General features: G+C 49.0%; 19 protein-coding genes and 1 CRISPR repeat array. Of the genes, 17 read left to right on the top strand and 2 right to left on the bottom strand.

Features of this window, described 5'->3' with window-relative positions; translation table 11 throughout:
- On the top strand, positions 1 to 643 hold a 643-nt coding region (locus ACQY6I_RS20915; RefSeq protein ID WP_428243460.1), incomplete at its 5' end, for a DUF2931 family protein.
- A 228-nt stretch (positions 644 to 871) separates the two neighbouring features.
- Here ACQY6I_RS20915 and ACQY6I_RS20910 read toward each other — a convergent pair.
- Positions 872 to 1,927, bottom strand: a complete 1,056-nt coding sequence (locus ACQY6I_RS20910; protein WP_428243459.1) for an acyltransferase family protein — start codon at positions 1,925 to 1,927, stop codon at positions 872 to 874.
- A gap of 27 nt (positions 1,928 to 1,954) precedes the next feature.
- Positions 1,955 to 2,929, bottom strand: a complete 975-nt coding sequence (locus ACQY6I_RS20905) for a zinc-dependent alcohol dehydrogenase family protein (protein ID WP_428243458.1) — start codon at positions 2,927 to 2,929, stop codon at positions 1,955 to 1,957.
- 63 nt (positions 2,930 to 2,992) lie between these two features.
- Between ACQY6I_RS20905 and ACQY6I_RS20900 the strand changes: the two genes are divergently transcribed.
- The 16 genes from ACQY6I_RS20900 (at position 2,993) to ACQY6I_RS20825 (ending at position 20,447) form a co-directional block, all read left to right on the top strand.
- The gene (locus ACQY6I_RS20900) at positions 2,993 to 3,424 is read left to right on the top strand and encodes an acyl-CoA thioesterase (RefSeq protein WP_428243457.1); all 432 of its coding nucleotides are present in this window, start codon (positions 2,993 to 2,995) and stop codon (positions 3,422 to 3,424) included.
- 2 nt (positions 3,425 to 3,426) lie between these two features.
- Positions 3,427 to 4,965 (top strand): class I adenylate-forming enzyme family protein, encoded by a 1,539-nt coding sequence (locus tag ACQY6I_RS20895; protein WP_428243456.1) that lies wholly within the window; start codon positions 3,427 to 3,429, stop codon positions 4,963 to 4,965.
- Positions 4,943 to 6,136 (top strand): thiolase family protein, encoded by a 1,194-nt coding sequence (locus tag ACQY6I_RS20890; RefSeq protein ID WP_428243455.1) that lies wholly within the window; start codon positions 4,943 to 4,945, stop codon positions 6,134 to 6,136. The genes ACQY6I_RS20895 and ACQY6I_RS20890 overlap by 23 nt, the downstream gene beginning before the upstream one ends.
- A 421-nt stretch (positions 6,137 to 6,557) precedes the next feature.
- Positions 6,558 to 7,292 carry a substrate-binding periplasmic protein gene (locus tag ACQY6I_RS20885; protein ID WP_428243454.1) on the top strand — a complete coding sequence of 245 codons (735 nt, stop codon included), beginning with the start codon at positions 6,558 to 6,560 and terminating at the stop codon, positions 7,290 to 7,292.
- A gap of 678 nt (positions 7,293 to 7,970) precedes the next feature.
- Complete coding sequence (cas6f, locus tag ACQY6I_RS20880) at positions 7,971 to 8,537, top strand: type I-F CRISPR-associated endoribonuclease Cas6/Csy4 (RefSeq protein WP_428243453.1); 567 nt, start codon at positions 7,971 to 7,973, stop codon at positions 8,535 to 8,537.
- 33 nt (positions 8,538 to 8,570) lie between these two features.
- Positions 8,571 to 9,941 (top strand): type III-B CRISPR module RAMP protein Cmr1, encoded by a 1,371-nt coding sequence (gene cmr1, locus ACQY6I_RS20875; RefSeq protein ID WP_428243452.1) that lies wholly within the window; start codon positions 8,571 to 8,573, stop codon positions 9,939 to 9,941.
- A complete protein-coding gene (gene cas10 / locus ACQY6I_RS20870) occupies positions 9,938 to 11,713 on the top strand; it encodes a type III-B CRISPR-associated protein Cas10/Cmr2 (protein ID WP_428243451.1) in 1,776 nt (591 codons plus the stop codon). The genes cmr1 and cas10 overlap by 4 nt, the downstream gene beginning before the upstream one ends.
- A gap of 5 nt (positions 11,714 to 11,718) precedes the next feature.
- Positions 11,719 to 12,888, top strand: a complete 1,170-nt coding sequence (locus ACQY6I_RS20865) for a type III-B CRISPR module-associated Cmr3 family protein (protein WP_428243450.1) — start codon at positions 11,719 to 11,721, stop codon at positions 12,886 to 12,888.
- A gap of 23 nt (positions 12,889 to 12,911) precedes the next feature.
- A complete protein-coding gene (gene cmr4 / locus ACQY6I_RS20860) occupies positions 12,912 to 13,778 on the top strand; it encodes a type III-B CRISPR module RAMP protein Cmr4 (protein WP_428243449.1) in 867 nt (288 codons plus the stop codon).
- On the top strand, positions 13,778 to 14,188 hold the full coding sequence (gene cmr5 / locus ACQY6I_RS20855; protein WP_428243448.1) for a type III-B CRISPR module-associated protein Cmr5: 411 nt from the start codon (positions 13,778 to 13,780) through the stop codon (positions 14,186 to 14,188). Before cmr4 ends, cmr5 begins: the two co-directional genes overlap by 1 nt.
- Entirely contained in the window at positions 14,185 to 15,057 is an 873-nt protein-coding gene (gene cmr6, locus ACQY6I_RS20850; protein ID WP_428243447.1) for a type III-B CRISPR module RAMP protein Cmr6, read from the top strand. The genes cmr5 and cmr6 overlap by 4 nt, the downstream gene beginning before the upstream one ends.
- Before the next feature lie 154 nt (positions 15,058 to 15,211).
- Positions 15,212 to 15,724, top strand: a complete 513-nt coding sequence (locus ACQY6I_RS20845) for a hypothetical protein (RefSeq protein WP_428243446.1) — start codon at positions 15,212 to 15,214, stop codon at positions 15,722 to 15,724.
- Positions 15,725 to 16,081: 357 nt separating this feature from the next.
- Positions 16,082 to 18,030: a CRISPR direct-repeat array (repeat unit 28 nt; unit sequence GTTCACTGCCGAATAGGCAGCTTAGAAA).
- An 87-nt stretch (positions 18,031 to 18,117) separates the two neighbouring features.
- On the top strand, positions 18,118 to 18,612 hold the full coding sequence (locus ACQY6I_RS20840; protein ID WP_428243445.1) for a DUF2059 domain-containing protein: 495 nt from the start codon (positions 18,118 to 18,120) through the stop codon (positions 18,610 to 18,612).
- Between the two features lie 85 nt (positions 18,613 to 18,697).
- Positions 18,698 to 19,087 carry a hypothetical protein gene (locus ACQY6I_RS20835; protein ID WP_428243444.1) on the top strand — a complete coding sequence of 130 codons (390 nt, stop codon included), beginning with the start codon at positions 18,698 to 18,700 and terminating at the stop codon, positions 19,085 to 19,087.
- Positions 19,088 to 19,395: 308 nt separating this feature from the next.
- Positions 19,396 to 19,638 carry a hypothetical protein gene (locus ACQY6I_RS20830; protein ID WP_428243443.1) on the top strand — a complete coding sequence of 81 codons (243 nt, stop codon included), beginning with the start codon at positions 19,396 to 19,398 and terminating at the stop codon, positions 19,636 to 19,638.
- Positions 19,639 to 19,865: 227 nt separating this feature from the next.
- On the top strand, positions 19,866 to 20,447 hold the full coding sequence (locus ACQY6I_RS20825) for a superoxide dismutase (protein ID WP_428243442.1): 582 nt from the start codon (positions 19,866 to 19,868) through the stop codon (positions 20,445 to 20,447).
- Positions 20,448 to 21,082: the final 635 nt, after the last annotated feature.

Here is a 21,082-nt window from a genome sequence, read left to right as displayed (position 1 = left end):
GTTAACCATCATTCTGCTGTTCTCCGGCTGCCAGGAAAAAACCTATGACTATGGGTTTAGCGAAGGTGGTATCGGTGGTGAAGGTTGGCCAGTTTGGGGTGAGTATCTGATCGTCAATGAAGCCTGGCAGGTGCCGGTGGGGAATTTACCCGGTGGTACCGTTGACAATATTCCGGTTGGTTCTCAGTCGGGCTTGGGGCGCAAACCGGTTCCAAAAACCTTGCGGGCGCGCTGGTTTTCCTATCGCAACCAGACGTTCTATGAAGTGACCGTTGTTATTCTCGAGGCCAGGCAGACACAAATCAAACAATGGCTCAAACAATATCCGACGGATCGTTATTTACATGAACTGGCAGTTGGCTTTGCCGGTCAGGGGGAATTGCAGGCCTGGTGGACGATTTTCTGCAAGGCAATCGACTGTCCAAAAGGCCAACCTAAGACAGACCACTTCGAACTCACCCCAAGAACCAAAGCCAAGGTGGCCGAAGGTGATCCATCGGGGTATCGAGACGGTACTCTGAGTCGGATTAAGGATGGTCGCATTCCGGAAGAGGTTATGGAGCTGTTGCTCCCTGCTAAAGAAGAAAGCGCAGAAGACAAAGCCTTGTATGAGAGCATTATGAACTTTGTGCCTGGAAAATAAGATAAAACCTGATGAAAAGGGTATTGCTATTCATGATCAGTATCTCGCTGAATATCGAAAACGAAAAAGGTGAGGTGGAAGAGGAGGAATCTTCCGATGACTGCATTGAATCTGTTGTCACCGGAAGAGAATGACTATCCACAAGATCCGGAGTTATACCCGCGCATCATGCACATTGTTCCTGTGCAATAATGTCCGGCTGGCAGTTGTCCTGCTTGCTTAGTTGCATCACACTCTGAACAGTTGTTTAACCCATCGACGCATCCGGGTTTCGTAGTAGAAATACAATCCCAGGCTGAGTAGCAGGCTGATGCCCAACACCAGACTCGCATGAATCAGGTCGCCGCGGGTGCCATGAAACAGCTGGTAACGGTCGGTCAGGTATTGCAGGTACTGCGCCACCAGATAGTGCACCAGATACAGTGAAAAACTCACTTCGCCGAGAATGATCAGTACCCGGCCGGAGATCCAGCGCGACAGCGTACCGGTGGAAAAACTGAATGCCAGTATCAATAGCGCCATCGGCAGCAGATAATACAGGTCATAACGCAATGTCTGCGGAACCTTGCCTTTTAGCGCAAAAAACAATGCCAACAGCACCACCGCGCCGCTTTGCATCAGGGTAGCCTGAGTCGGTTTTATCCGCTCGACCATGCGACAATACAGTCGGTATAACAGCATCCCGGTACAGAAATCCATTAACCGGGAGACCGGAAACACATACATCCAGAAATGCCGGCTTTCATTGTTGAGCAACGGCGACAGCATGATTCCCTGCCACCCCAGACACAGTACCCACAACCCCAGCAGCAGGCGGTTTTTCAATAGGATCAGCAACGGGAATAAGGCATAAAAGAAAATCTCCGACGACAAACTCCAGGCCGGCAGATTGATGGAAAAATGCACATGGCGGTCAGGTGAAAAGCCCTGTAACAGCAGTGCGTTCATGCCATACGTCAGGGCAGAAGGTTGTTCACCAATCAGCGTCAGCCAGGGAATCGCCAACAACAGTGTCAGCAGATGCAGGGGATAAATCCGCGCCACCCTGGCGACATAAAAGGCCTTCAGGCCATGATCCTTGTGCAATCGTTGCTGATAGGAATAACTGAGAATGAAACCCGACAAAATAAAGAAAAACGTAACACCGATATAGCCTTCCCAAAACACCTTACTATAAAGCGTCCTCAAAAATGCCGAATCGCTGTCGCCGAAAAAGCGCAGGTGACTGAACAATACCGCGCAAGCGGCAAAAAAACGCAATGACGTTAATGCATCAATTTTCACAACAGATTCCTTGGTGAATAAAGGGGATCACATCAGATCCAACAATACCTTGCCGTCCCGGTCAGGATCATCGATCCGCTTGAACGCCTTGTGAATATCAGCCAGCTGGAACACCGAGTCAATATTACTGCTCACTGTGCCGGCCAGCATTAGAGACTCCAGTGTTCGAAACAGCGCATGAATGCTGGATTTTTCCGCCTGATGTATCCAATGGCGCAGCACAAACAATTCAAACGTCACCCCGCTCAACTGCAAGGGTAGATCGGCGGCCAGTGGTTGCCCTGACAACAATCCATAATGAATCAAATGCCCGCCGGGCTTTAGGCAACGGGCCAGTGCCATGCCCACCTCGCCACCCACGGCATCCAGTAGCAGGTCCACCGAACCCGGCTGCAGCGCGTGATCGAAATCCGGCGCCTCGGTGAACAAAACTGTCTCCAGCGCCAGTCCCTGCAGGCGTGGCAAAGATGAACGCCGGCGCACCGTCACCACCGGCTCAATGCCAACCTGATTCAACAGCCGGATCAACATGCGGCCAATCTCTGAAGCCCCGGCGCTGATCACCACTCGCATGCCCGGCTGTACTCGGGCACGGTCATGCAGCATCAACCAGGCTGTGGCTGGATTTACATACAAGGTCGCCGCCTGTTCCAGGCTCAACCCCTCAGACACCGGAATACACCACTGCGCAGGCGTCAGCTTATACGTACTCCAACTGCCTGGCAGGCCAATCGGCAAGACTTGCGTGCCGACCGCTGGATATGTCACCCCGTCACCACAGGCCACCACTACGCCGGTCCCCTCATACCCGGGTTGAAATGGCAACGCGATGCGGGAACGGTACGCCCCGGAAATGGTGATCAGATCCGAAGGATTGATCACACTGCGCTGCATCTGCACCACCACCTCACCGGCACCCGGTTCCGGTATGGGCTGCTCAAACAACTCCACCACCTCGCCGGGGTGACCGAATTGATGGATAATGCTGGCTGCTGCTGACATCTCAAACATCCTTTAACAAAAAGCAGCGGGATTGTAGCGTGTTCTCAACGGGAAAGGTGACAGGTGACCGACATTCAACAGCATGCCGCGTGGACGGTACGAATTTCATTTCACGACGTGGACATGCACGGCCATGTGCACAACAGCGTCTATTTTCCCTACTGCGAAACCGCTATCACCGAATATCTGCGTCAACAGGGGCTCAGTGAGTTTTTTTCGCCCACTGCCCATGACCACGCCTATCATGTACACAAGGTCGAGTGCTCATTTCATCGACCGTCATCGTTTGAACAGCAGCTTTACTTCCACGTACGACCGGTGAAACTCAGCCGTACCACGATCGCATTCCACGTCAGTGTGTACGCTGCCGAAGAACCCACGCCACGGGTACAGGCGCGCATTGTCTGGGTTTGCGTACAGAAAGGTCAGGCCAGAGCCCAAGCCATTCCAACAGCCGTGCGCCAGGCCTTGATGCCACTGCTGCAGGAGTCCTGAAGGTGGCAGTCTATGCACAGCTGGAACAACACAGCCGCCGGCAGCCTGACCGGACTGCCACAACGGTAGGGGATCAGCGTCTGAGTTATGGCCAGCTATGGCAACGAAGTCAGCAGGCCCGGGAACGTATTAACCAGCTGCCGTCCGGGCGCTTCAGCAGAGATTTTAAATTACCCGAACATGCCCGCCTTACCGTTATTTGCCTGGGCAACCACCATCGTTTTGTCGAACTGTTTCTGGCGGCATCAGCGGCCCCCAACGTAGTGGCCGTGCTCGATCCGGATCTGCCGAGGGGGGTGATGCAATCACTACTGCAACGGCTCAAACCCGACCTGCTGATACTGCCTGACCGGAGCCATCCACTGTACGGGCCGGCCTGTAAGCTCGACATCACCATTTATTGTGTGAATCAACCGGAGCCTGAATGTGCCAGTGGGTCAGCATTGCCGGTCATATCCGTCCATAACGGTGATCAGCCCTTTCTGATTGGCCTCACTTCCGGTACCACGTCCATGCCCAAAGCCTTTATCCGCTCGCGGCAATCCTGGCGGGACAGCCTCGAATACAGCCAAAAGGTTTTCTCTCTGAACGCCGACATGACCACTCTGGCACCGGGCTCCATGGCCCAGGGCATTGCGTTGTTTGCATTGCTGGAAAGCCTCAATGCCGGCGCTGAATTTGTGACCGACAGCAACTTCAATGTCATCACACTGGCCCGGCGGCTGGCCGAAGGACGTATTCGCCGACTAGTGGTTGTGCCCACCATGATCGCCGCGCTGGCCGTGTACGCACAGCCAAAACAATTACAGTTTCCAGCCCTTACCCAGGTGGTCAGTGCTGGTGCCAAATTCGAACGCCATCACTGGCAACAATGCCGGCAACTGTTTCCAGCCGCTAAAGTGTTCGAATACTACGGTGCTTCAGAACTGAGCTTTATCAGCATAAATCCACTGACACCGAGTAATGTTGACAGCACCATCGATACCGTTGGTCATGCCTTTCCCGGTGTCGAGATCTGTATCCGTGACCAGCACGGCCAGAAACTACCTGACGGTCAGACTGGTCAGGTCTACCTGCGCAGTCCGTTGATCTGTCAGGGTTACCTTTGGAATGACGAAAGCGCCACCTTTTGCCAGAACCATTGGGGTGCCACGGTCGGCGACCTCGGTTACTTACAAAATGGACGCCTGACCATTGCCGGCCGCGCCGGCGGAATGGTGGTTTGCCGGGGGCACAATATCTACCTGAGTGAAGTGGAACGGGCGTTGAAAGCCACCGGCGTCATTGCCGAAGCGGTTGTCCTTGGGGTTAAAGATACCTATGCCGGCCACCGCCTCGTTGCCATCGTACAGCTGGCCGACAACCCGCACCTCAGTGCCTCCGAGCTCATTCAGGCCTGCCGCCAGCATATTGGTCGCCATAAAATCCCCCAGGACATCTACCATCTGGACCACTGGCCCCTGACCGCCAGTGGCAAAATTGCCCGTAAAACCCTCGAACTCTGGATTCAACAACACCATGCAACCCTCCAGCGCCTCTAATCAAGCTGTCATCATCGCCGCCCGGCGGACTCCCATTGTCCGTGCCCACGGCTTGTTCAACCGCATCGATGTCTGCGGTTTGCTCACCCCGCTGATACAACAATTACTGGTTGATACTACTGTGGCCGGTACAGAGATCGATGATGTTATCATCGGCAATGCCACTGCCAGCAGTGGCAACATTGCCCGCCTGGCTGCGCTCTCAGCCGGGTTGCCCATAACCGTGCCCGGCGTCACCGTGGACCGCCAATGTGGCTCCGGGCTCGAAGCCATCATCCAGGCCTGTCGTCAGATACAGGCCGGTGCCGGTGATCTCTATCTGGCCGGTGGTGTGGAAAGCGTTAGCACCGCCCCCTGGCGTATGGAGCGTCCGCAAAGCGCCGATGCCCAACCTCGTTTCTTCGCCCGCGCCCGCTTTGCCCCCGACAGCATTGGTGACCCGGACATGGGTGAAGCGGCCGAAAATGTTGCCCGTCACTGTGGTATCAGCCGTGAACGCCAGGATGCCCTCGCCCTGCAAAGCCATCAGCGCGCGGTGGCAGCACAACAACAAGGTCTTTTTGATGCTGAACTGGTCGCCATACACACCTCATCAGGTATCATTCATGCCGATGAAGGTCCTCGTGCCACGCTCTCCAAGGCTCTGCTGACACGTATGAAACCGGTATTCGACAGCACCGGCACTGTGACTGCCGGAAATTGTTGTCATCATAACGATGGTGCCGCGTTGGTGCTTGTGGCCAGTGCCGTGAAAGCCCGACAACTTGGGCTGACCCGTGCCGTGATATTTCGCGATGCCGCCGCCGCAGGCGTCGATCCAAATCTGCTTGGACTCGGACCGGTGCCAGCAACCCGCAAACTACTGCATAGAAATCCGCAGATATCCCTGTCAGAGATTGATCTGATTGAACTCAATGAAGCCTTTGCTGCACAAGTATTGGGCACTCTCGACAGCCTCGACATCAGCCCGGAAAAAATCAATCGTGATGGTGGCGCCATTGCTCTGGGTCATCCTTATGGTGCTTCCGGCGCAGTACTTGTGACTCGATTATTCAGCCAGATGCAGCGCAGCGACACCTCTGGTCAATGCGGCTTGGCTACCTTGGGTATTGGTGGTGGTCTGGGATTAAGTGCGTTGTTTGAATATAACCATTTGAGTGTCGATGAGTGATTAACACTGAGCAGGTTTAAACAGCGGAAGTCCGGGATAAATAGGCCCTAGTCCTCATACAAGCCAATAACATCTATTTTTCAGAAACCCTTGGAAATTTACGGGGTTGATGTATTTATCTGTCTATCATAAAAAAGACATGGAAGCCGAAAAGTATTTTTATCTTCGGGCCGGATAATCCCCGTTATATATGCCAGCAAACATTCAGTCGTTAAATACTGGCATTGGCATACCCGACAGTACAAAAATTTTGTACCGACAGATCAAAACTACGTCTATGATTATGTTGATGTACTGATTTTCCCCGGTTTTTGAAAGTTACTGTTTTCTCAAAAATTTTTTAACCTTGATATCAAAAAAAACGCGACTAATCTGATATATATCAGAATATTAAAATTTTTATGCCCGAGAGGACTTGATAGTGAAAAACATACTTTTGACCTTGGTAGTATTTGTTTTTTTTAGTTTTCAAAACACCTACGCTGAGACCGTAAAAGTAATGTTGGAGCCTTTCCCTCCACTGATTACTGAAGATGGTAATGGCTTGAGTGTGGATTTTTTAAGAGAAATCGAAAAATTATCTGACCTGAAATTTGAGATTGTAATCGTCAACTACGCCAGAGCCAAAAATGAGTTAAAAACTGGTAATGTCGATTTAATTGGCCACACACCCTATGAGATGGAAGTGCCGGAATTTTATACCTACGCCCAGGAGCTGAACTGGTCAATCAACTCTCCAGCGGATGTTTACTCACTCGATGCAGCAAAAATATCTGAAGATAACTTTAAGACACTAAAACGCATTGGTACCCCAAAAGGTAATGAAGGATTTTTCTCGGACATTTTTGGTATTCCTGTAGGTCAGTTTGTTGGGGGCAACAGTGTAGAAAGTCTGGTTAAAATGCTTGAGAGCGGCCGGATAGATGCTTTACTGTTTGAGCGTGCTTCCGTTATGAATACCCTGCAGTTGCAAGGCGTTCATGGTATTTATTATCGCGGCGTACTGGATATTCCTATCGGTTTTGCAGTACCCAAAAATGCCAAAGGCGATCAGCTGAAGGCAAAACTGGAGAGCCTCTTTAAACAGGTTGATCAAGACAAAGTGTATGAGCCAGGTAACAAATACTGGAGTTTGCCTGATGAAGGTGAAATATAAATTTGATGTACCAGTTACGTATTGGTCAGCACACCCGGTCATGAAATATTCAAATTAAGAGGCCTTTGGAAAAATAGGAATAGTATTGAGGCAGGCGAGGAAGCACCACTTGCAACACCGCAATTTACGAACGTAAATGAGGATGTGAGACAGGGGCTGACAACATCCTGCGCGAAAAGAGGCCCGTTTTCAGAGGTTTCCTAAACGGTGTTGCATGGATGCTTCACCCTAGCACTTCTCCTTGCGTACTCACCCACCAAACCCCACATCATCCAACAACGTTTCGTAAACTGCCAAGTATCAAAACGTCGCAATATATCCGATAGCCGGCCAGGATAAAGACGACAGTAAATCATTGATGTGTATCATGATAATCAAAATATAATTTTTCAAATTCATACTAATTTATGGTTTTCTGACGTTGAAGCGAGGTTGGGAATATACTAATTTCCCGCAGATGGAAGACGTCATCTAAGGAAGTTTAATGATCCCATCATGACCAGAACCCTCACTGCGCGTGCATAGCGGAATTCGATGACCACCGCTGACACTTCCTCATCAAAAAGTCTGAAGCGCTGATACCCCTATCGGCCGAAACGGTTCAGTTGCCATATGGCAACTTGGATTCCTGCTGTTTTTGGTAACTCTGACTGAGTGACCACGGATTGGAATGAAGACATGGATTACTATTACGAAATTCAGGTATTGCCTGATCCTGAGTTCAGTCAGCACATGCTGATGAACGCATTATTTGCCAAATTACACCGAACCCTCGTTAACCTGCCCGACAACGCCATTGCTGTTAGCTTTCCCAACGCTGAAGCCGGCAAAACCCGTAACCTTGGTCATGTATTGAGAATACATGGCAACAAAACCAGCCTGACAACTCTGGAAACCTTACCCTGGCGCAAAGGCCTGGGCGAATATACCCAGGTGAGCACAATTGCCCGAGTACCGGAAGTGCAGGAATTTCGCGTTGTTAAACGGGTACAGAGCAAATCCAACGCCGAACGCCTGCGCCGCCGTACTGCCCGACGCCACCAACTCTCCAGCCAGCAGGCCGAAACACGGATTCCCCACGAAATTGAAAAAAAACTCAGTCAGCCATTTCTGACACTCAAAAGCAGCTCCACCGGTCAACAATTTCCATTGTTCATCGACCAAAGCACCTGCTACCCAAAACCCCAACCCGGAGACTTCTCCAAATATGGCCTGAGCCAATGTGCGACAGTGCCGTGGTTTTAATCAATTTTTCTTATTTGCAGCTAGGAGATAACGATGCGAAGAGAACCGCCAAACCTTGATCTCTCGGAGTTGGAGAGGGCTGTTAAAAAGCGGCATTCCAATGAATCTGATGTCATTCCCGGCTGGGAAAAGACATACACCTGTGAGCTGGTTACCCCCATGTTTGGTGGTGGTGTTGAAGCTGGAAAAATAGATGAAAAAATGCCGATTCGTGCCAGTAGCATTCGTGGCCATCTGCGTTTTTGGTGGCGAATTGTCAGTGGCTTAACTGACGAGAAGGAAATGTTCAAACAGGAATGTGACATCTGGGGTGGGATTGGTCTGGGTGACGGAAATGACAAGAATAGCCCCAAAACCAAGGCTAGCAAGGTGGACGTGCGGGTGTCTAGTGTTGGAGACCTGAAGACTTCTCCATCGTTTATAACAAAACTTAAACAAGGGAATTCCAAGAAACCAGTTACTGTTGCAGGTGACTATAAAAATGCATATGCCCTTTTTCCTGGTCAAAAAGATAAAAACGAAAAGGAACACAAAAAAATTGCTGACCATGGCCTCACATTTCACCTGACTATTCGTTTTAGTCATCAATTAAGCGCTACACAAGTAGATCAAATAAAGGAAGCTATTCGCTGGTGGGCATCGTTTGGCGGAATCGGTGCCAGGACCCGGCGTGGTCTTGGCGCAGTTTGGATAAAACATGCTGATATCTCACCGGTGGAATCGGGTGAGGTGAAGAATAAGGGTGCCTTGTTAATCCATGTTGACCCTGACGTTTTGAAATATGATAAAAATGGCGAAGCACTTTTAGCATGGAGTTATGGGATAGATCTTCTACAGGAGTTCCGCCAGGGCATTGGTGTCGGACGTATTGGTAAAGTCTTCTGCAAAAAAGGTAAAACAGAGACAATCATCGGAAGAAGTTTATGGCCGGAGGCTGAATCGGTACGAAATCTGACGGGGTGTTCTGATCCAAAATACACTCCCACAGATAAGGATCGAAATCTTTTTCCACGAGCAGCCTTTGGGTTGCCAATCAATTTTCAGTTTAGAGGTGCACCCAAAAGAAAGGATCAGGCCTCAAAGCAAAAAGACCCTGTAAAGCCAGAATTGTTACCTGCTAATGATTTCAAACGCATGGCAAGCCCTTTAATCCTTCGACCTTACAGGATTGATGAAAAATGGCATTCAGCAGCGTTATTGCTACCAGGCTGGGAAAAAGCCTTAACCGAGGAACTTTGTTTGCATCCATCACCAAAAGGTAAATCCCCCAATCTTTGGCCAACTGATGATCAACAGAAAAAAGACGCTGCCAAAGAAATTTTTCCCATGAACTATGACGGCTCACCTTTGGCGGATGATCCGCTGTCGGCGTTTTTAAAATATTTTGAACAGAGGGACTCATGAACGATTATCTATTGGTGATCAGTATCGGGCCGGTGCAAAGCCTGATTGAAGCGGGACGGCGTACTCGTGATTTGTGGTGTGGGTCCTGGTTGCTGTCTGAAGTGTCCCGAGCGGCAGCGTTACATTTGCATCAGCGCCATAACGGGTGTCTGATTTTTCCGAATCCGGAAAACCCCGATGAAGCGTTGCAACCACAAACCGATACCCTGACGGAGAGTGCAAATATTGCCAATGTCATTCGGGCGCAGGTCTCGGTTGAAAGCAAAGAGGATTTGGCTGTTCTTGTTGCAGAAACAAAAAAAGCGGCACAAAACCGTCTGGCAGATATCTTCCAGCAGGCTTATGAAAAGCTGAAAGCTCACCAGATTGATCAGTGTATTGATCCTGATAGCTGGCAGAACCAGCAGCAGGACATGCTGGAAATATTCAGTGCCTGGGTGCTCGTACAAAATGGCGACTATAAATATGCATCCAATCGAGTCGGGGCGTTGCTGTCAGCGCGTAAAAATACGCGTGATTTTTTGCCACCCTCTGGTGCCAGAGAGGTGCATAAGTCATCTCTTGATGGTGCCAATGATTCCGTGCTGCTTAAGCCGAATGAACAGAAGTTACGTCGGTCTCTGGGTTTAAGTGGTGATGAACTACTGGATTCCCTGGGCGTGGTCAAGCGCCTGGCCGGTCCCTCTGATCAGTTTACCGCCTTCAGTCGTATCGTGGCGAATGACTGGATTGAAAGTCTTTCCCCTGAAACCCTCGCGAATCTTAACAGTGCCTATGAAATACTGGCTGAAAAAAACATTGCCACCCGAACGAAGGGTAATCAGGACATTTATGCATCCTTTCCTTACGATGCGGAGTATCTGTTTACAAGCCGTCTGGAAGCACTGGCCGATGTTGAAGAGAGTGATAAAACAGAACTGTTGCATCTGTTAAACCGCCTTGACTCTTCGCCTGTTCCATATGGTGTATTGCTGAAAGCAGATGGAGATCATATGGGAGCCTTGCTGGGCAAAGCTGAAGATGCTCAGGCTTCACGGACAATATCCGCTGCGCTGCACAAGTTTGCCTCCTCGGTGCACAGCATTGTTCGTGATCAAAAAGGCCAGGCGATCTATGCCGGTGGTGACGACGTGTTGGCATTTGTACCGCTATCACAAGCATTTGCCTGTGCTAAAGAACTGGCGACAGAATTTGCCAGGATAATGGAACCAGTGGCACAGCCGCTGCTAAGTGGCAATGATCCATACCCAACACTTTCCGTCGGTTTGGCGATTGGCCATTTTGTACAACCCATGCGGCAATTACGACACCGGTCAGTCGCTGCTGAAAAACACGCCAAAGGCAGTATCGAACAGAAGCCCCGTAAAGCCCTGGCTATTCATTTGGGCATCCGTTCTGGTCATGACATTCAGTGGCGCTGCCGTTGGGATGATAAGCAAACTCTGAATGCCATGGATCAATTTATCCAGGCATTTAGCGCCTCAGAACTCCCCTCCAGAATCAGTCAGGATCTGCGCGAGATGTCGTTGCGATTGCGATGGACCCACGACGACAGCATCAGTGAGAGTGATCGCATCGGTATCCAAACATCAGAACTGCAACGTATGCTGGCGCGTGCGCGTTTGCCCGGTCAAAGCGACGCTAAAATCTCTCCCACGCTCAAAACCGAAATACAGTCATTAGCACAGGAACTCTCCTTGAGCGAACTGGCCGATCTGCTGTTAATTGCACGCTGGCTGTCTGGTAAAACCCAGACCGACATAGGAGCATAAAATCGATGGATACCACGATGAAATATTATCTGCTTGAACCAAGAGATCCGTTAATCATTCGTTCCGGTCGACCATTTGACGAAATCTCCGATGCCGAAGCCGCGCGTTTTCCGCCACCGTCCACTCTGGCAGGGGCGTTGCGTAATGCCTATGCTCGCAGTACCGGTCAGCCACTGAACGAAGCACTTCGCAAACTCTCAGTCAGTGGTTTATTACCAGTAAAACTGGGTACAGAAAATAAGGTGGTCACCGTCGATACCCTGATGGTACCAAAACCTGCAGACGCTCATTATCACTCTTTAGATAATTCTAAAGACCCTGTCGTCAGTCTTGTTTCCGCTACTCCGGTGCCACTGGCAGATGGTGAAGGATGTGACCTGCCAGGAGCGGCTCTGTGGCCACTTCAATTCCGTCAGACAATACAGGGTAAACCAGTCTCTGGTCCTCAGTGGTGGTCGTTGAAGGACTTACTGGCCTGGCGCAAAGATGCCGCATCGGTATCGTTTAATCAGGTACAAAAAAATGGCTGGTTGCCGGCACCGCCGGACATTCGTACCCACATCGCCATGGAAAACCGTACCCGTTCAGCCTCAAGTGGTCAGATATTCCAGACCACCGGACTCAATATGTGGCAGAAGAAACAACCGAGCGAGACATTCCCAACGTCCGCTATCGGTATTTTGGGAGGTATTACCGGAGCCGTGACGACCCAGTGGGTCAACCTCGGTGGCGAACGGCGGCTGACAACCATTGAACCTTGTGAATCGGTTCCACAGCCACCAGTGCAATGGCTCGAAAACATTGCCAAAGCAGATGGCATTATCCTGACATTATTGACACCAGCCCTGTTTACTATGGGCTGGCAACCCCGCTGGCTCAATTCCGACACGCTGATCGGAACTTTACCCGGTCTGGAGCCATTTCCACTACAACTGCGTGCAGCTGCCCTGGGGCGCTGGCAACCGCATTCCGGCTGGAATCTGGAGAAACGCTGCCCCCGTCCGGCACGACGGATGGTACCGGCCGGCTCAACCTATTGGTTTGAATGGGTGGGTGAAAAACCGTCGCCGGAACAAATCGCCTCTTTATGGTTTGGCCATGTATGCGATGAACACCAGGACAATCTTGATGGTTTCGGTCTTGTCCTGCCAGCCCCTTATGATTCAGCTCACTGATACACGAATACAGGAAACCTGTTATGTCACAATATACCTACCACTTATTCAGCCATACCATTCTACACTGCGGTACCGGTCAATCCCTGGGTATCGTCGATCAGCCCATTGCCCGCGACCGTGCCAGCCAGCTGCCCTTGGTGCCGGGTTCCACGGTCAGAGGCGTACTGCGTGAACAAATCAGCCGAACAGAGAATACCAATGCAGATCATCTGTTCGGGCCGGGTCTCAAATCAGAACAGAAAGGGTTTGCCGGCGCATTGTCCATTAGTGACGCACATTTGCTGCTGTTACCGGTACGATCCGTATACGGCATTCTCGCCTATGCCACTTGTCCGTTTATTCTCAGGCGTTATAGCAAAGACTGCCAGTTACCATTGAAAGTCCCTACACCCAAACCTGAACAGGCATTAATCGGCAATCTGAACACGCATAAGAACTTGGGTAAAAAAAACAAAATTGTGCTGGAAGATCTCGATCTCGTGGCGGGAGAGGGTTCAGATACTCAACAGTGGGCACAGCATTTTTCTGCGGTGGTACATAAAGAATCACCGGAGCAGGAAGAAATGCAAAATCGTTTTATCATTTTGCCCGATGACGTGTTTTCGTTTCTGGCCGAAACCGCGACCGAAATCCGTACCCGGATTCGTATCGATCAGGAAAACGGTGTCGTTGCCGACGGCGCACTCTGGACCGAAGAAAACCTGCCGGCAGAGACCTTGCTTTGGGGAATCTACAGTCTCACGAACTCCCGCAAGCCAGAGGATGAGAAAACCGCCTCCAAACTGAACGCGGCCATTCCTAAGTATGCATTACTGCAAATGGGAGGGAATGTCGGCACTGGTAACGGTTTGGTCGAATTTCGCAAATACACACAGGAGCCTGCCTGATGTTGTTATCACGAAATCAACGCATAGCCGCAGAAGCCTACAAACAGGTTGTGAAAAGAACACAATCAAAAGACCCTAAAAAATATGGTGCCCTGGTGCATAAACTGCCGGCCATGATTATGCAAAACGGTCTTACCCAGACAACCGGTTTTTTAATGGCCAAAAATGAAACAGAGCATCAGGAAGCACTGGAAGATCTCAGTGCTGTATTGAAAAGTATCAAGGCGATTCCCGAAGAGAAGAAGCTACACACCCAGCTGCTGGAAATGGATTTACTTAAGACCATGGAAATCACCCGTCACGCCTTAACCGTCTCTGCGTGGATGCGCCGTTACGTACAGGGAATTCTCAAAATCGATGCCACAGGTGAGAGTATCGACGGTGCGGAAAAAGAGGAGTCGGTTGCATGACAATTCAACTGATACGAACAAAAATCCTATCGGACTATCGTCATAACGATGGCGTAAATCCTGGGTTATTGCTATACAAAGGTTTGCCGGAGATACCGGAAACAAATGGTTCTGATAGCAATGGAGATAACGTTAAGACTGAGCACATCAACAAGATCTGCAATATTTCTGCCTCTCAAGAATACAAACAGGCCTTCAAACGCTGGTGCCTGGTGACTCATGATCAGAATCGTTTTGGTCGCTGTGCCATGCAGCTGGAAAACAGGCTGCTGATTGGCGTCTCTGCGCCGGGCCCTCTGGAAACCGGCTGTACTTTGAGTCGCAATTACGGCATGCCGTATATCCCAGGTTCCAGTGTAAAAGGTGTTGTTCGTGCCTGGATCTCCAAACATGCCACTGAGCATGCATCATTAGTGGAACAACTGTTGGGAACATATGATGTGGACGGAAACAAACAAGCCATCTCCGGTCTTGTGACGTTTCATGATGCCTGGTGGGTACCCAAAGATTCAGACAAGCCTTTTATACAAGATATTGTGACAACTCATCATCCGGAATATTACAACGGTGGCCGTCTTCCCCCCACTGATAAAGACAGCCCTATTCCCAATGCATTAATCGCCGTGACTGGAAGCTTTCTATTTGTACTGGAAGGCAAACCGGAACACGTCAAGATCTGCCAGACCATACTGCAACGCGCATTAAATGAAGAGGGTATCGGTGCCAAGACCTCTTCGGGGTATGGGTATATGCATAAGGACAACAAGTGGACTCGAGAAAACTTGATGTCTGAAGGTCAACAGTTAGAAGATGAAGTTAGGGGGATAAACGAAAAAAATCTGGCAGAGATGTTCAGCAAAAAAAATTGAACAAAACAAGAGATCGAGATGATTTCGATGAGTTACTACGCTTGGTAAAACAGATCCATAAAGATCTAATAGAAAGTTGGGGATTACCCGAAAATGATTCTAAAAATCGGATTAAGGCATATAAATTCTTTAATAAACTATAGGGGAAATGAAAATGAATAATTCCAAAGGATCAGGGCTTTTTTTGCCAATAATTGTAATGTTAATTTTTCCGGTATTAGGGGTCAGTGCGGTTTTTATCTATTTTAATCCGCTAACCTTATGGTCACAAATGTTCCTCAGCATTTTTACAGGGCTTCTGAATAGTTTCATTTTATATGTATTTGTGGAAAACAAATTGAAAATAATTCTGGGACTACAAGACCAAATTACTATCACCTTAAAAAATGAGAGTAACAAAGCAACATATTCATTACCTGCAAAGATACGTCGGAGAGATTTTAGTCGAGGCGAGGTACTGGGTCGCATCGGTATGATTCCATTGACAGAGGCTGCGAAGGGAAAAGGGCCAAAGTTTGAAATCAAGTATACGAACTCGGAGGATTTTATTGATAAAATCCACGAAGTATACGATAAGAATGGGGACAAAGAGATCATCATTAAATGCGATCCGGAGGAGTTTGAGCAGTTTAACTATGCTCAGGTGCAGCGTGATTATAAATCCTAAAAAAACCAAAGGTGGGCATTCCAAACCCTTCCATCTTTCAAAGTAAAAAATCGGTTTGCGCCCTTAGCACTATTAGCCACTTGCAACCAGCGCTCGATGACAGTACAAAAACGAGATGCTGCGATCAGGGGCATGCACCGGCTGATTTGTATAACAGGACGTTATCAAGTAACGGAAGATATAACCGGCGCAGCTGGAAGAAATACCAAAGATTGATACCAAAAATACCAATCTTTTTGGCTCTTTAAAAAATTGCTTGAAAATCAATGGGTTACAACAAGGCCAAAAAACATTGGTAAAATCATTGTTTTTTCGCTAAGTGATTGTTGTAGCTTATTTTTTTGCGTTTATACTTCAGTTCACTGCCGAATAGGCAGCTTAGAAAAACATAATGTGGTTTGTTTCTTGAAAGAAACTGTTCACTGCCGAATAGGCAGCTTAGAAAAATGCTATCAATTTCTTGATAGAAGGGGTGACGTTCACTGCCGAATAGGCAGCTTAGAAAGCTTGAATCTTCAGAATTTGCTGCTGAGATTTCGTTCACTGCCGAATAGGCAGCTTAGAAAACTTTCAGTGGCATCGGAGAGAACTTCAAACTGTTCACTGCCGAATAGGCAGCTTAGAAAGTGTTGTCTAATCTCCTACAAAAGTAGTAGGAGTTCACTGCCGAATAGGCAGCTTAGAAAATTTTCCGAACGAGTATGAAAAGATATTTCGTGTTCACTGCCGAATAGGCAGCTTAGAAAACGTTCCTTGAGTAACTGTTTAACCTCTAACCGTTCACTGCCGAATAGGCAGCTTAGAAATTCTGACAAAGTCGTAGGGTATGCGGGTAGGTGTTCACTGCCGAATAGGCAGCTTAGAAATGACTAATTACCATATGACGGCAATTTACCAAGTTCACTGCCGAATAGGCAGCTTAGAAACAGGTCAGTTCTGACGGCAGGCTGCGCGGACAGTTCACTGCCGAATAGGCAGCTTAGAAACGTACCCACAGATAATGATCGTCAAAGTGAAAGTTCACTGCCGAATAGGCAGCTTAGAAATGTAGCACCGGATTTAGCTGACTATATTTTTTGTTCACTGCCGAATAGGCAGCTTAGAAATTGGCCCAGGCATTCCAGGACGGTGCAGATTTGTTCACTGCCGAATAGGCAGCTTAGAAAAACAATTCATTTGCATGCATCTTTTGAGAGAGGTTCACTGCCGAATAGGCAGCTTAGAAAAGGGAGTGCCCAGAATGACAAAAACTTTCCTCGTTCACTGCCGAATAGGCAGCTTAGAAAATCTGTATCAATGCTAATCAACTGCTGAATATGTTCACTGCCGAATAGGCAGCTTAGAAATGGTTGTCAAAGCCGGCCAATTGCCAAGCTTCGTTCACTGCCGAATAGGCAGCTTAGAAAAACGTCGAAGCGGAAGCGGCAGAGTATGGTAGGTTCACTGCCGAATAGGCAGCTTAGAAAATATGTCGAATAAAGGATGTCCGCCGGCATTTGTTCACTGCCGAATAGGCAGCTTAGAAATGCCTCAATCTCCTGTACCAGTGTTGATATGTGTTCACTGCCGAATAGGCAGCTTAGAAAATTCAAATTGCACAAAGTTGGCAGCATGGAGGGTTCACTGCCGAATAGGCAGCTTAGAAATGTGAACAGAAAATGCCCCGGCTAGTCTCAAGGTTCACTGCCGAATAGGCAGCTTAGAAATATTGACGTCTCCGAAGACTACTGCCGGCAAAGTTCACTGCCGAATAGGCAGCTTAGAAAGTCGTAAGCCCGAAGTACTCACCGGTTTCTACGTTCACTGCCGAATAGGCAGCTTAGAAATTTCATAGCAATCCCAACACCTGCCAGTGCAAGTTCACTGCCGAATAGGCAGCTTAGAAAGTTTGACGCGGACGCGCCGGGCTTTAAGGAGTGTTCACTGCCGAATAGGCAGCTTAGAAAGTTGTAGAGCTTGATGATAAAAGCCATCAATCGTTCACTGCCGAATAGGCAGCTTAGAAATTCATTGATACAGGCGGAGCGTAATATTCCCCGTTCACTGCCGAATAGGCAGCTTAGAAATTCGACCTTCTCCCCGTTGTCCTGCTCTACTAGTTCACTGCCGAATAGGCAGCTTAGAAAAGTCGGCGCCCAAGCCGTCTAGTTTAGGCATTGTTCACTGCCGAATAGGCAGCTTAGAAATACCGCCGCGCAGCTACAGGAGGTACTAGCCTGTTCACTGCCGAATAGGCAGCTTAGAAACTATCGCCATACCACACACCATGACCATGTTGGTTCACTGCCGCACAGGCAGCTTAGAAATGTGGCTGTTGCCGGCATTGGTTTTTAGTCTGTGTTGAGGCATTCTTTGGCGTTTTAATGTATTAGCCGGAAAATAAGGGAAATAGTATGTCTAAGTTTTGGATTGTGTGTTTGTTGTTGTGTTCGTTCACTGCCGTTGCCGCGGATAGTAGTAAGGAGGCTAAGGTGGTGGAGCTGATGGATCTTATGAATATGAATGCATTGATCGACAATATGTACGCTCAGATGGAACCGATGCTCCAGAATGTGAGTAAAGAGTTGGATATTAAACCTTCAGAACAGCCGTTGTTTGATCAGTACTATAAAGATGTGGTGGCGATTATGAAGGCGGATTTCAGCTGGGAAAAAATGCAGCCGGGTATGATCGATCTTTATAGTCGTCAGTTTTCCGAACAGGAGATCGATGACATGCTGGCGTTTTATAAAACCGAGACCGGGCAGGCGGTGTTGAAAAAGATGCCGCAGTTGATGCAGGCGTCGATGCAGTTGTCGCAAACGCTCATGCAATCGGCAATGCCTAAAATGCAGGCTCGGGTGAAGCAGTTGTCTAATGAGTTGGCCAAGGCTCGTCAGGCGCAGTAGTTTTTCTCTGTCACGTTTCGATCAGAACCCAGCATTGATCAGTGCCGGGTTTTTTTGTGCCTGATTAATAATGAGGATCGACACCATGCACATAACCCTGCAGCAATGGCTTGATGAGCTGGAACAGGAACGAGTGGAGGCGCTAGAAAACGGGCAAACCCAGGATCAGGTCTTCTTCTCATTCGACCACGAGACCCTGGCGGATTGGGGGGCTGAGTCGCTGTCGGCGTTTTTGCTGGCGTGTGCGTCTCTGTATGGCCGTCTGCCCGTTGGGGTCGATCGCTGGTTTTATGCCTGGCTGGATGAGATGGCCGGGCAGTTTCGTATTTGCGCCACAGATCAGTTGGATCAGCCCTTGCCATTTGGCTGTCGGGTGAATGCGGTGAGTCTGGAGACTCTGGTCGCGGGCATCTTTGCGGTGGATTCCGGCTTGTACAGCCGTGAGGCTTTGGATGTCTGGCAGGTTCGTATCTGAGTCTGTGCCTCCGTTGATCCATGTTTGTTGGTTGACCTCCCTAAAGCGGTTCACGTAGCATCCGTGCTGCGCCGGTCAATCCCGGTGCCGGGATTCGAACCCCGTTTATCAAAACAGAGGCTGAGTGGCACCAAAATGCCGCTCATCGCCTGCGATTCGTCGCGCCTGCATGTTATGGCAGGTCGGCGGGCTGGCTTCGGCCGGGCCGTTTCTGTTTTGACGGTAGTTCGAACCCGCTCGGCCTGCCCCCAGTTGCTTCGAACTCAACGGGAGGGCAGGGGAATCGCTTCAAAACAGGACGCTTCTTTATGTCTGATTCAATCCCTTCTTTTAGCTCTATCAAGCTCGATCTGTGTCATATGATCACTGCTCTCAGTGGCAGCCGTGCCATTGTCCGTCTGTTATCGGAATCCGATGATGAGTCGGTTGCGAATATTGCCGGTACTGCGTTGATATTTGTGGAGGCGCTGCATGACCGGCTGCAGCAGTTGTATCTGGATGTGGAGGCGTGCGAACAGCGTCAGACATCGGTGCCGCACGGCCTCGGATAGTGGCCGCGCCAGGCGTTGCGGTGTTTTCGCGGTGCTGATCAATTACCACTGCTCAATCTGTGACCAATGCCTGGTGTAAAGGTGGTTGTGGCGGAAGAATTGCGCATTCATGACGGAATCGGTCGATTTTTTACTACAAGTTTTGACTTGGAAAATACATAATAGCGGCTCTGCAAACTCTGTTGGGTTTGCCAATCCACTCCGATAAAACCGATAGGGATTACAACATGGCGATTGAACTACCTTCTCTGCCATACGCAAAAAATGCGCTGGCACCTCATATTTCTGAAGAAACTCTGGAATTCCATTATGGCAAACACCACAACACTTACGTGGTTAAGCTGAACGGCCTGATTGAAGGCACTGATATGGCCGGCAAAAGCCTGGAAGAGATCGTAAAAGCGTCTTCTGGTGGTGTATTCAACAACGCCGCCCAGGTTTGGAACCATACCTTTTACTGGAATTGCCTGAGCCCTAACGGTGGTGGCGAGCCAACGGGCGCGCTGGCGGATGCCATTACTGCTAAGTGGGGCTCTTTTGATGCATTCAAAGAAGCGTTCACCAACAGTGCGGTCAATAACTTCGGTTCTGGCTGGACCTGGCTGGTGAAAACAGCCGATGGTTCTGTGGATATCATGAACACCAGCAACGCCGGTTGCCCACTGACAGATGAAAGCGTCACTGCATTGCTGACAGTAGATGTTTGGGAACATGCCTATTACATCGATTACCGCAATGCGCGCCCAAGTTATATGGACGCATTCTGGAAATTGGTTAACTGGGAATTTGCAGGCAGCAACTTCGCCTGATTTTCCATATAAGCTTTCAAGAACGGACATCCTGGATGTCCGTTTTTTTTTGCCTGAATAATACTCCGGTGATAGGGGTTGGTAATGGTGCTTATCGTTTCTGGTGTTGTACGGTCATCTGCTGAATTTATTTGTTACAGGTTTTTCATTAATTGTGGTGTATGGCTAACGGATTGGTTGTGCTGATTTTGGGTTGTTGTTGTCTCTTTTTTTTTGGGGATGAGTCTGAGCGGTGTTTCGTAAATGTCTGTACTTAGGGATGAGTATTTGTATGTGTCATCGTGTTATATGTGGTTTTGTGTTTTGTGCTCAATCAATGCTGTAGAGGGCCATTTTGTAGCTCTGGCCAGGTTTTTAGACAGATAAATGTGATCATATGCTGTGTATTTGAGTGGCGACTGATCATGCTTTTGTTTGGTGTTCACACTTTCGTTGTGATCACTTTCTGTTTCTGAGAAAACTGTCTTCAAGTGAATTATTAAGTGGGATGCAGTTCCCGGTTATCGAAGGCTTGAACTCCTAAAGTAGCAATTGAATCCTTGTTAAAGTTGATACTATTGATTGTAAGCGTACTTCTAATTATAAAAATTTTTGCGTGATTTAAAGGAGGCATCGCAAGGATCGCTGCAGTTAGG

Source organism: Gynuella sp., assembly GCF_050297175.1.
GTDB lineage: Bacteria > Pseudomonadota > Gammaproteobacteria > Pseudomonadales > Natronospirillaceae > Gynuella.
This window is presented reverse-complemented; position numbering and strand designations above follow the sequence as displayed.

Bases quoted from the DNA above. Each gene is read 5' to 3' on its own strand.
- ACQY6I_RS20840 (WP_428243445.1), top strand. From the start codon at position 18,118: ATGTCTAAGTTTTGGATTGTGTGTTTGTTGTTGTGTTCGTTCACTGCC.
- cmr4 (WP_428243449.1), top strand. From the start codon at position 12,912: ATGTCACAATATACCTACCACTTATTCAGCCATACCATTCTACACTGC.
- cmr6 (WP_428243447.1), top strand. From the start codon at position 14,185: ATGACAATTCAACTGATACGAACAAAAATCCTATCGGACTATCGTCAT.
- ACQY6I_RS20830 (WP_428243443.1), top strand. From the start codon at position 19,396: ATGTCTGATTCAATCCCTTCTTTTAGCTCTATCAAGCTCGATCTGTGT.
- ACQY6I_RS20905 (WP_428243458.1), bottom strand. From the start codon at position 2,929: ATGTCAGCAGCAGCCAGCATTATCCATCAATTCGGTCACCCCGGCGAG.
- ACQY6I_RS20865 (WP_428243450.1), top strand. From the start codon at position 11,719: ATGGATACCACGATGAAATATTATCTGCTTGAACCAAGAGATCCGTTA.
- cas10 (WP_428243451.1), top strand. From the start codon at position 9,938: ATGAACGATTATCTATTGGTGATCAGTATCGGGCCGGTGCAAAGCCTG.
- cmr1 (WP_428243452.1), top strand. From the start codon at position 8,571: ATGCGAAGAGAACCGCCAAACCTTGATCTCTCGGAGTTGGAGAGGGCT.
- cmr5 (WP_428243448.1), top strand. From the start codon at position 13,778: ATGTTGTTATCACGAAATCAACGCATAGCCGCAGAAGCCTACAAACAG.
- ACQY6I_RS20890 (WP_428243455.1), top strand. From the start codon at position 4,943: ATGCAACCCTCCAGCGCCTCTAATCAAGCTGTCATCATCGCCGCCCGG.
- cas6f (WP_428243453.1), top strand. From the start codon at position 7,971: ATGGATTACTATTACGAAATTCAGGTATTGCCTGATCCTGAGTTCAGT.
- ACQY6I_RS20825 (WP_428243442.1), top strand. From the start codon at position 19,866: ATGGCGATTGAACTACCTTCTCTGCCATACGCAAAAAATGCGCTGGCA.
- ACQY6I_RS20845 (WP_428243446.1), top strand. From the start codon at position 15,212: ATGAATAATTCCAAAGGATCAGGGCTTTTTTTGCCAATAATTGTAATG.
- ACQY6I_RS20835 (WP_428243444.1), top strand. From the start codon at position 18,698: ATGCACATAACCCTGCAGCAATGGCTTGATGAGCTGGAACAGGAACGA.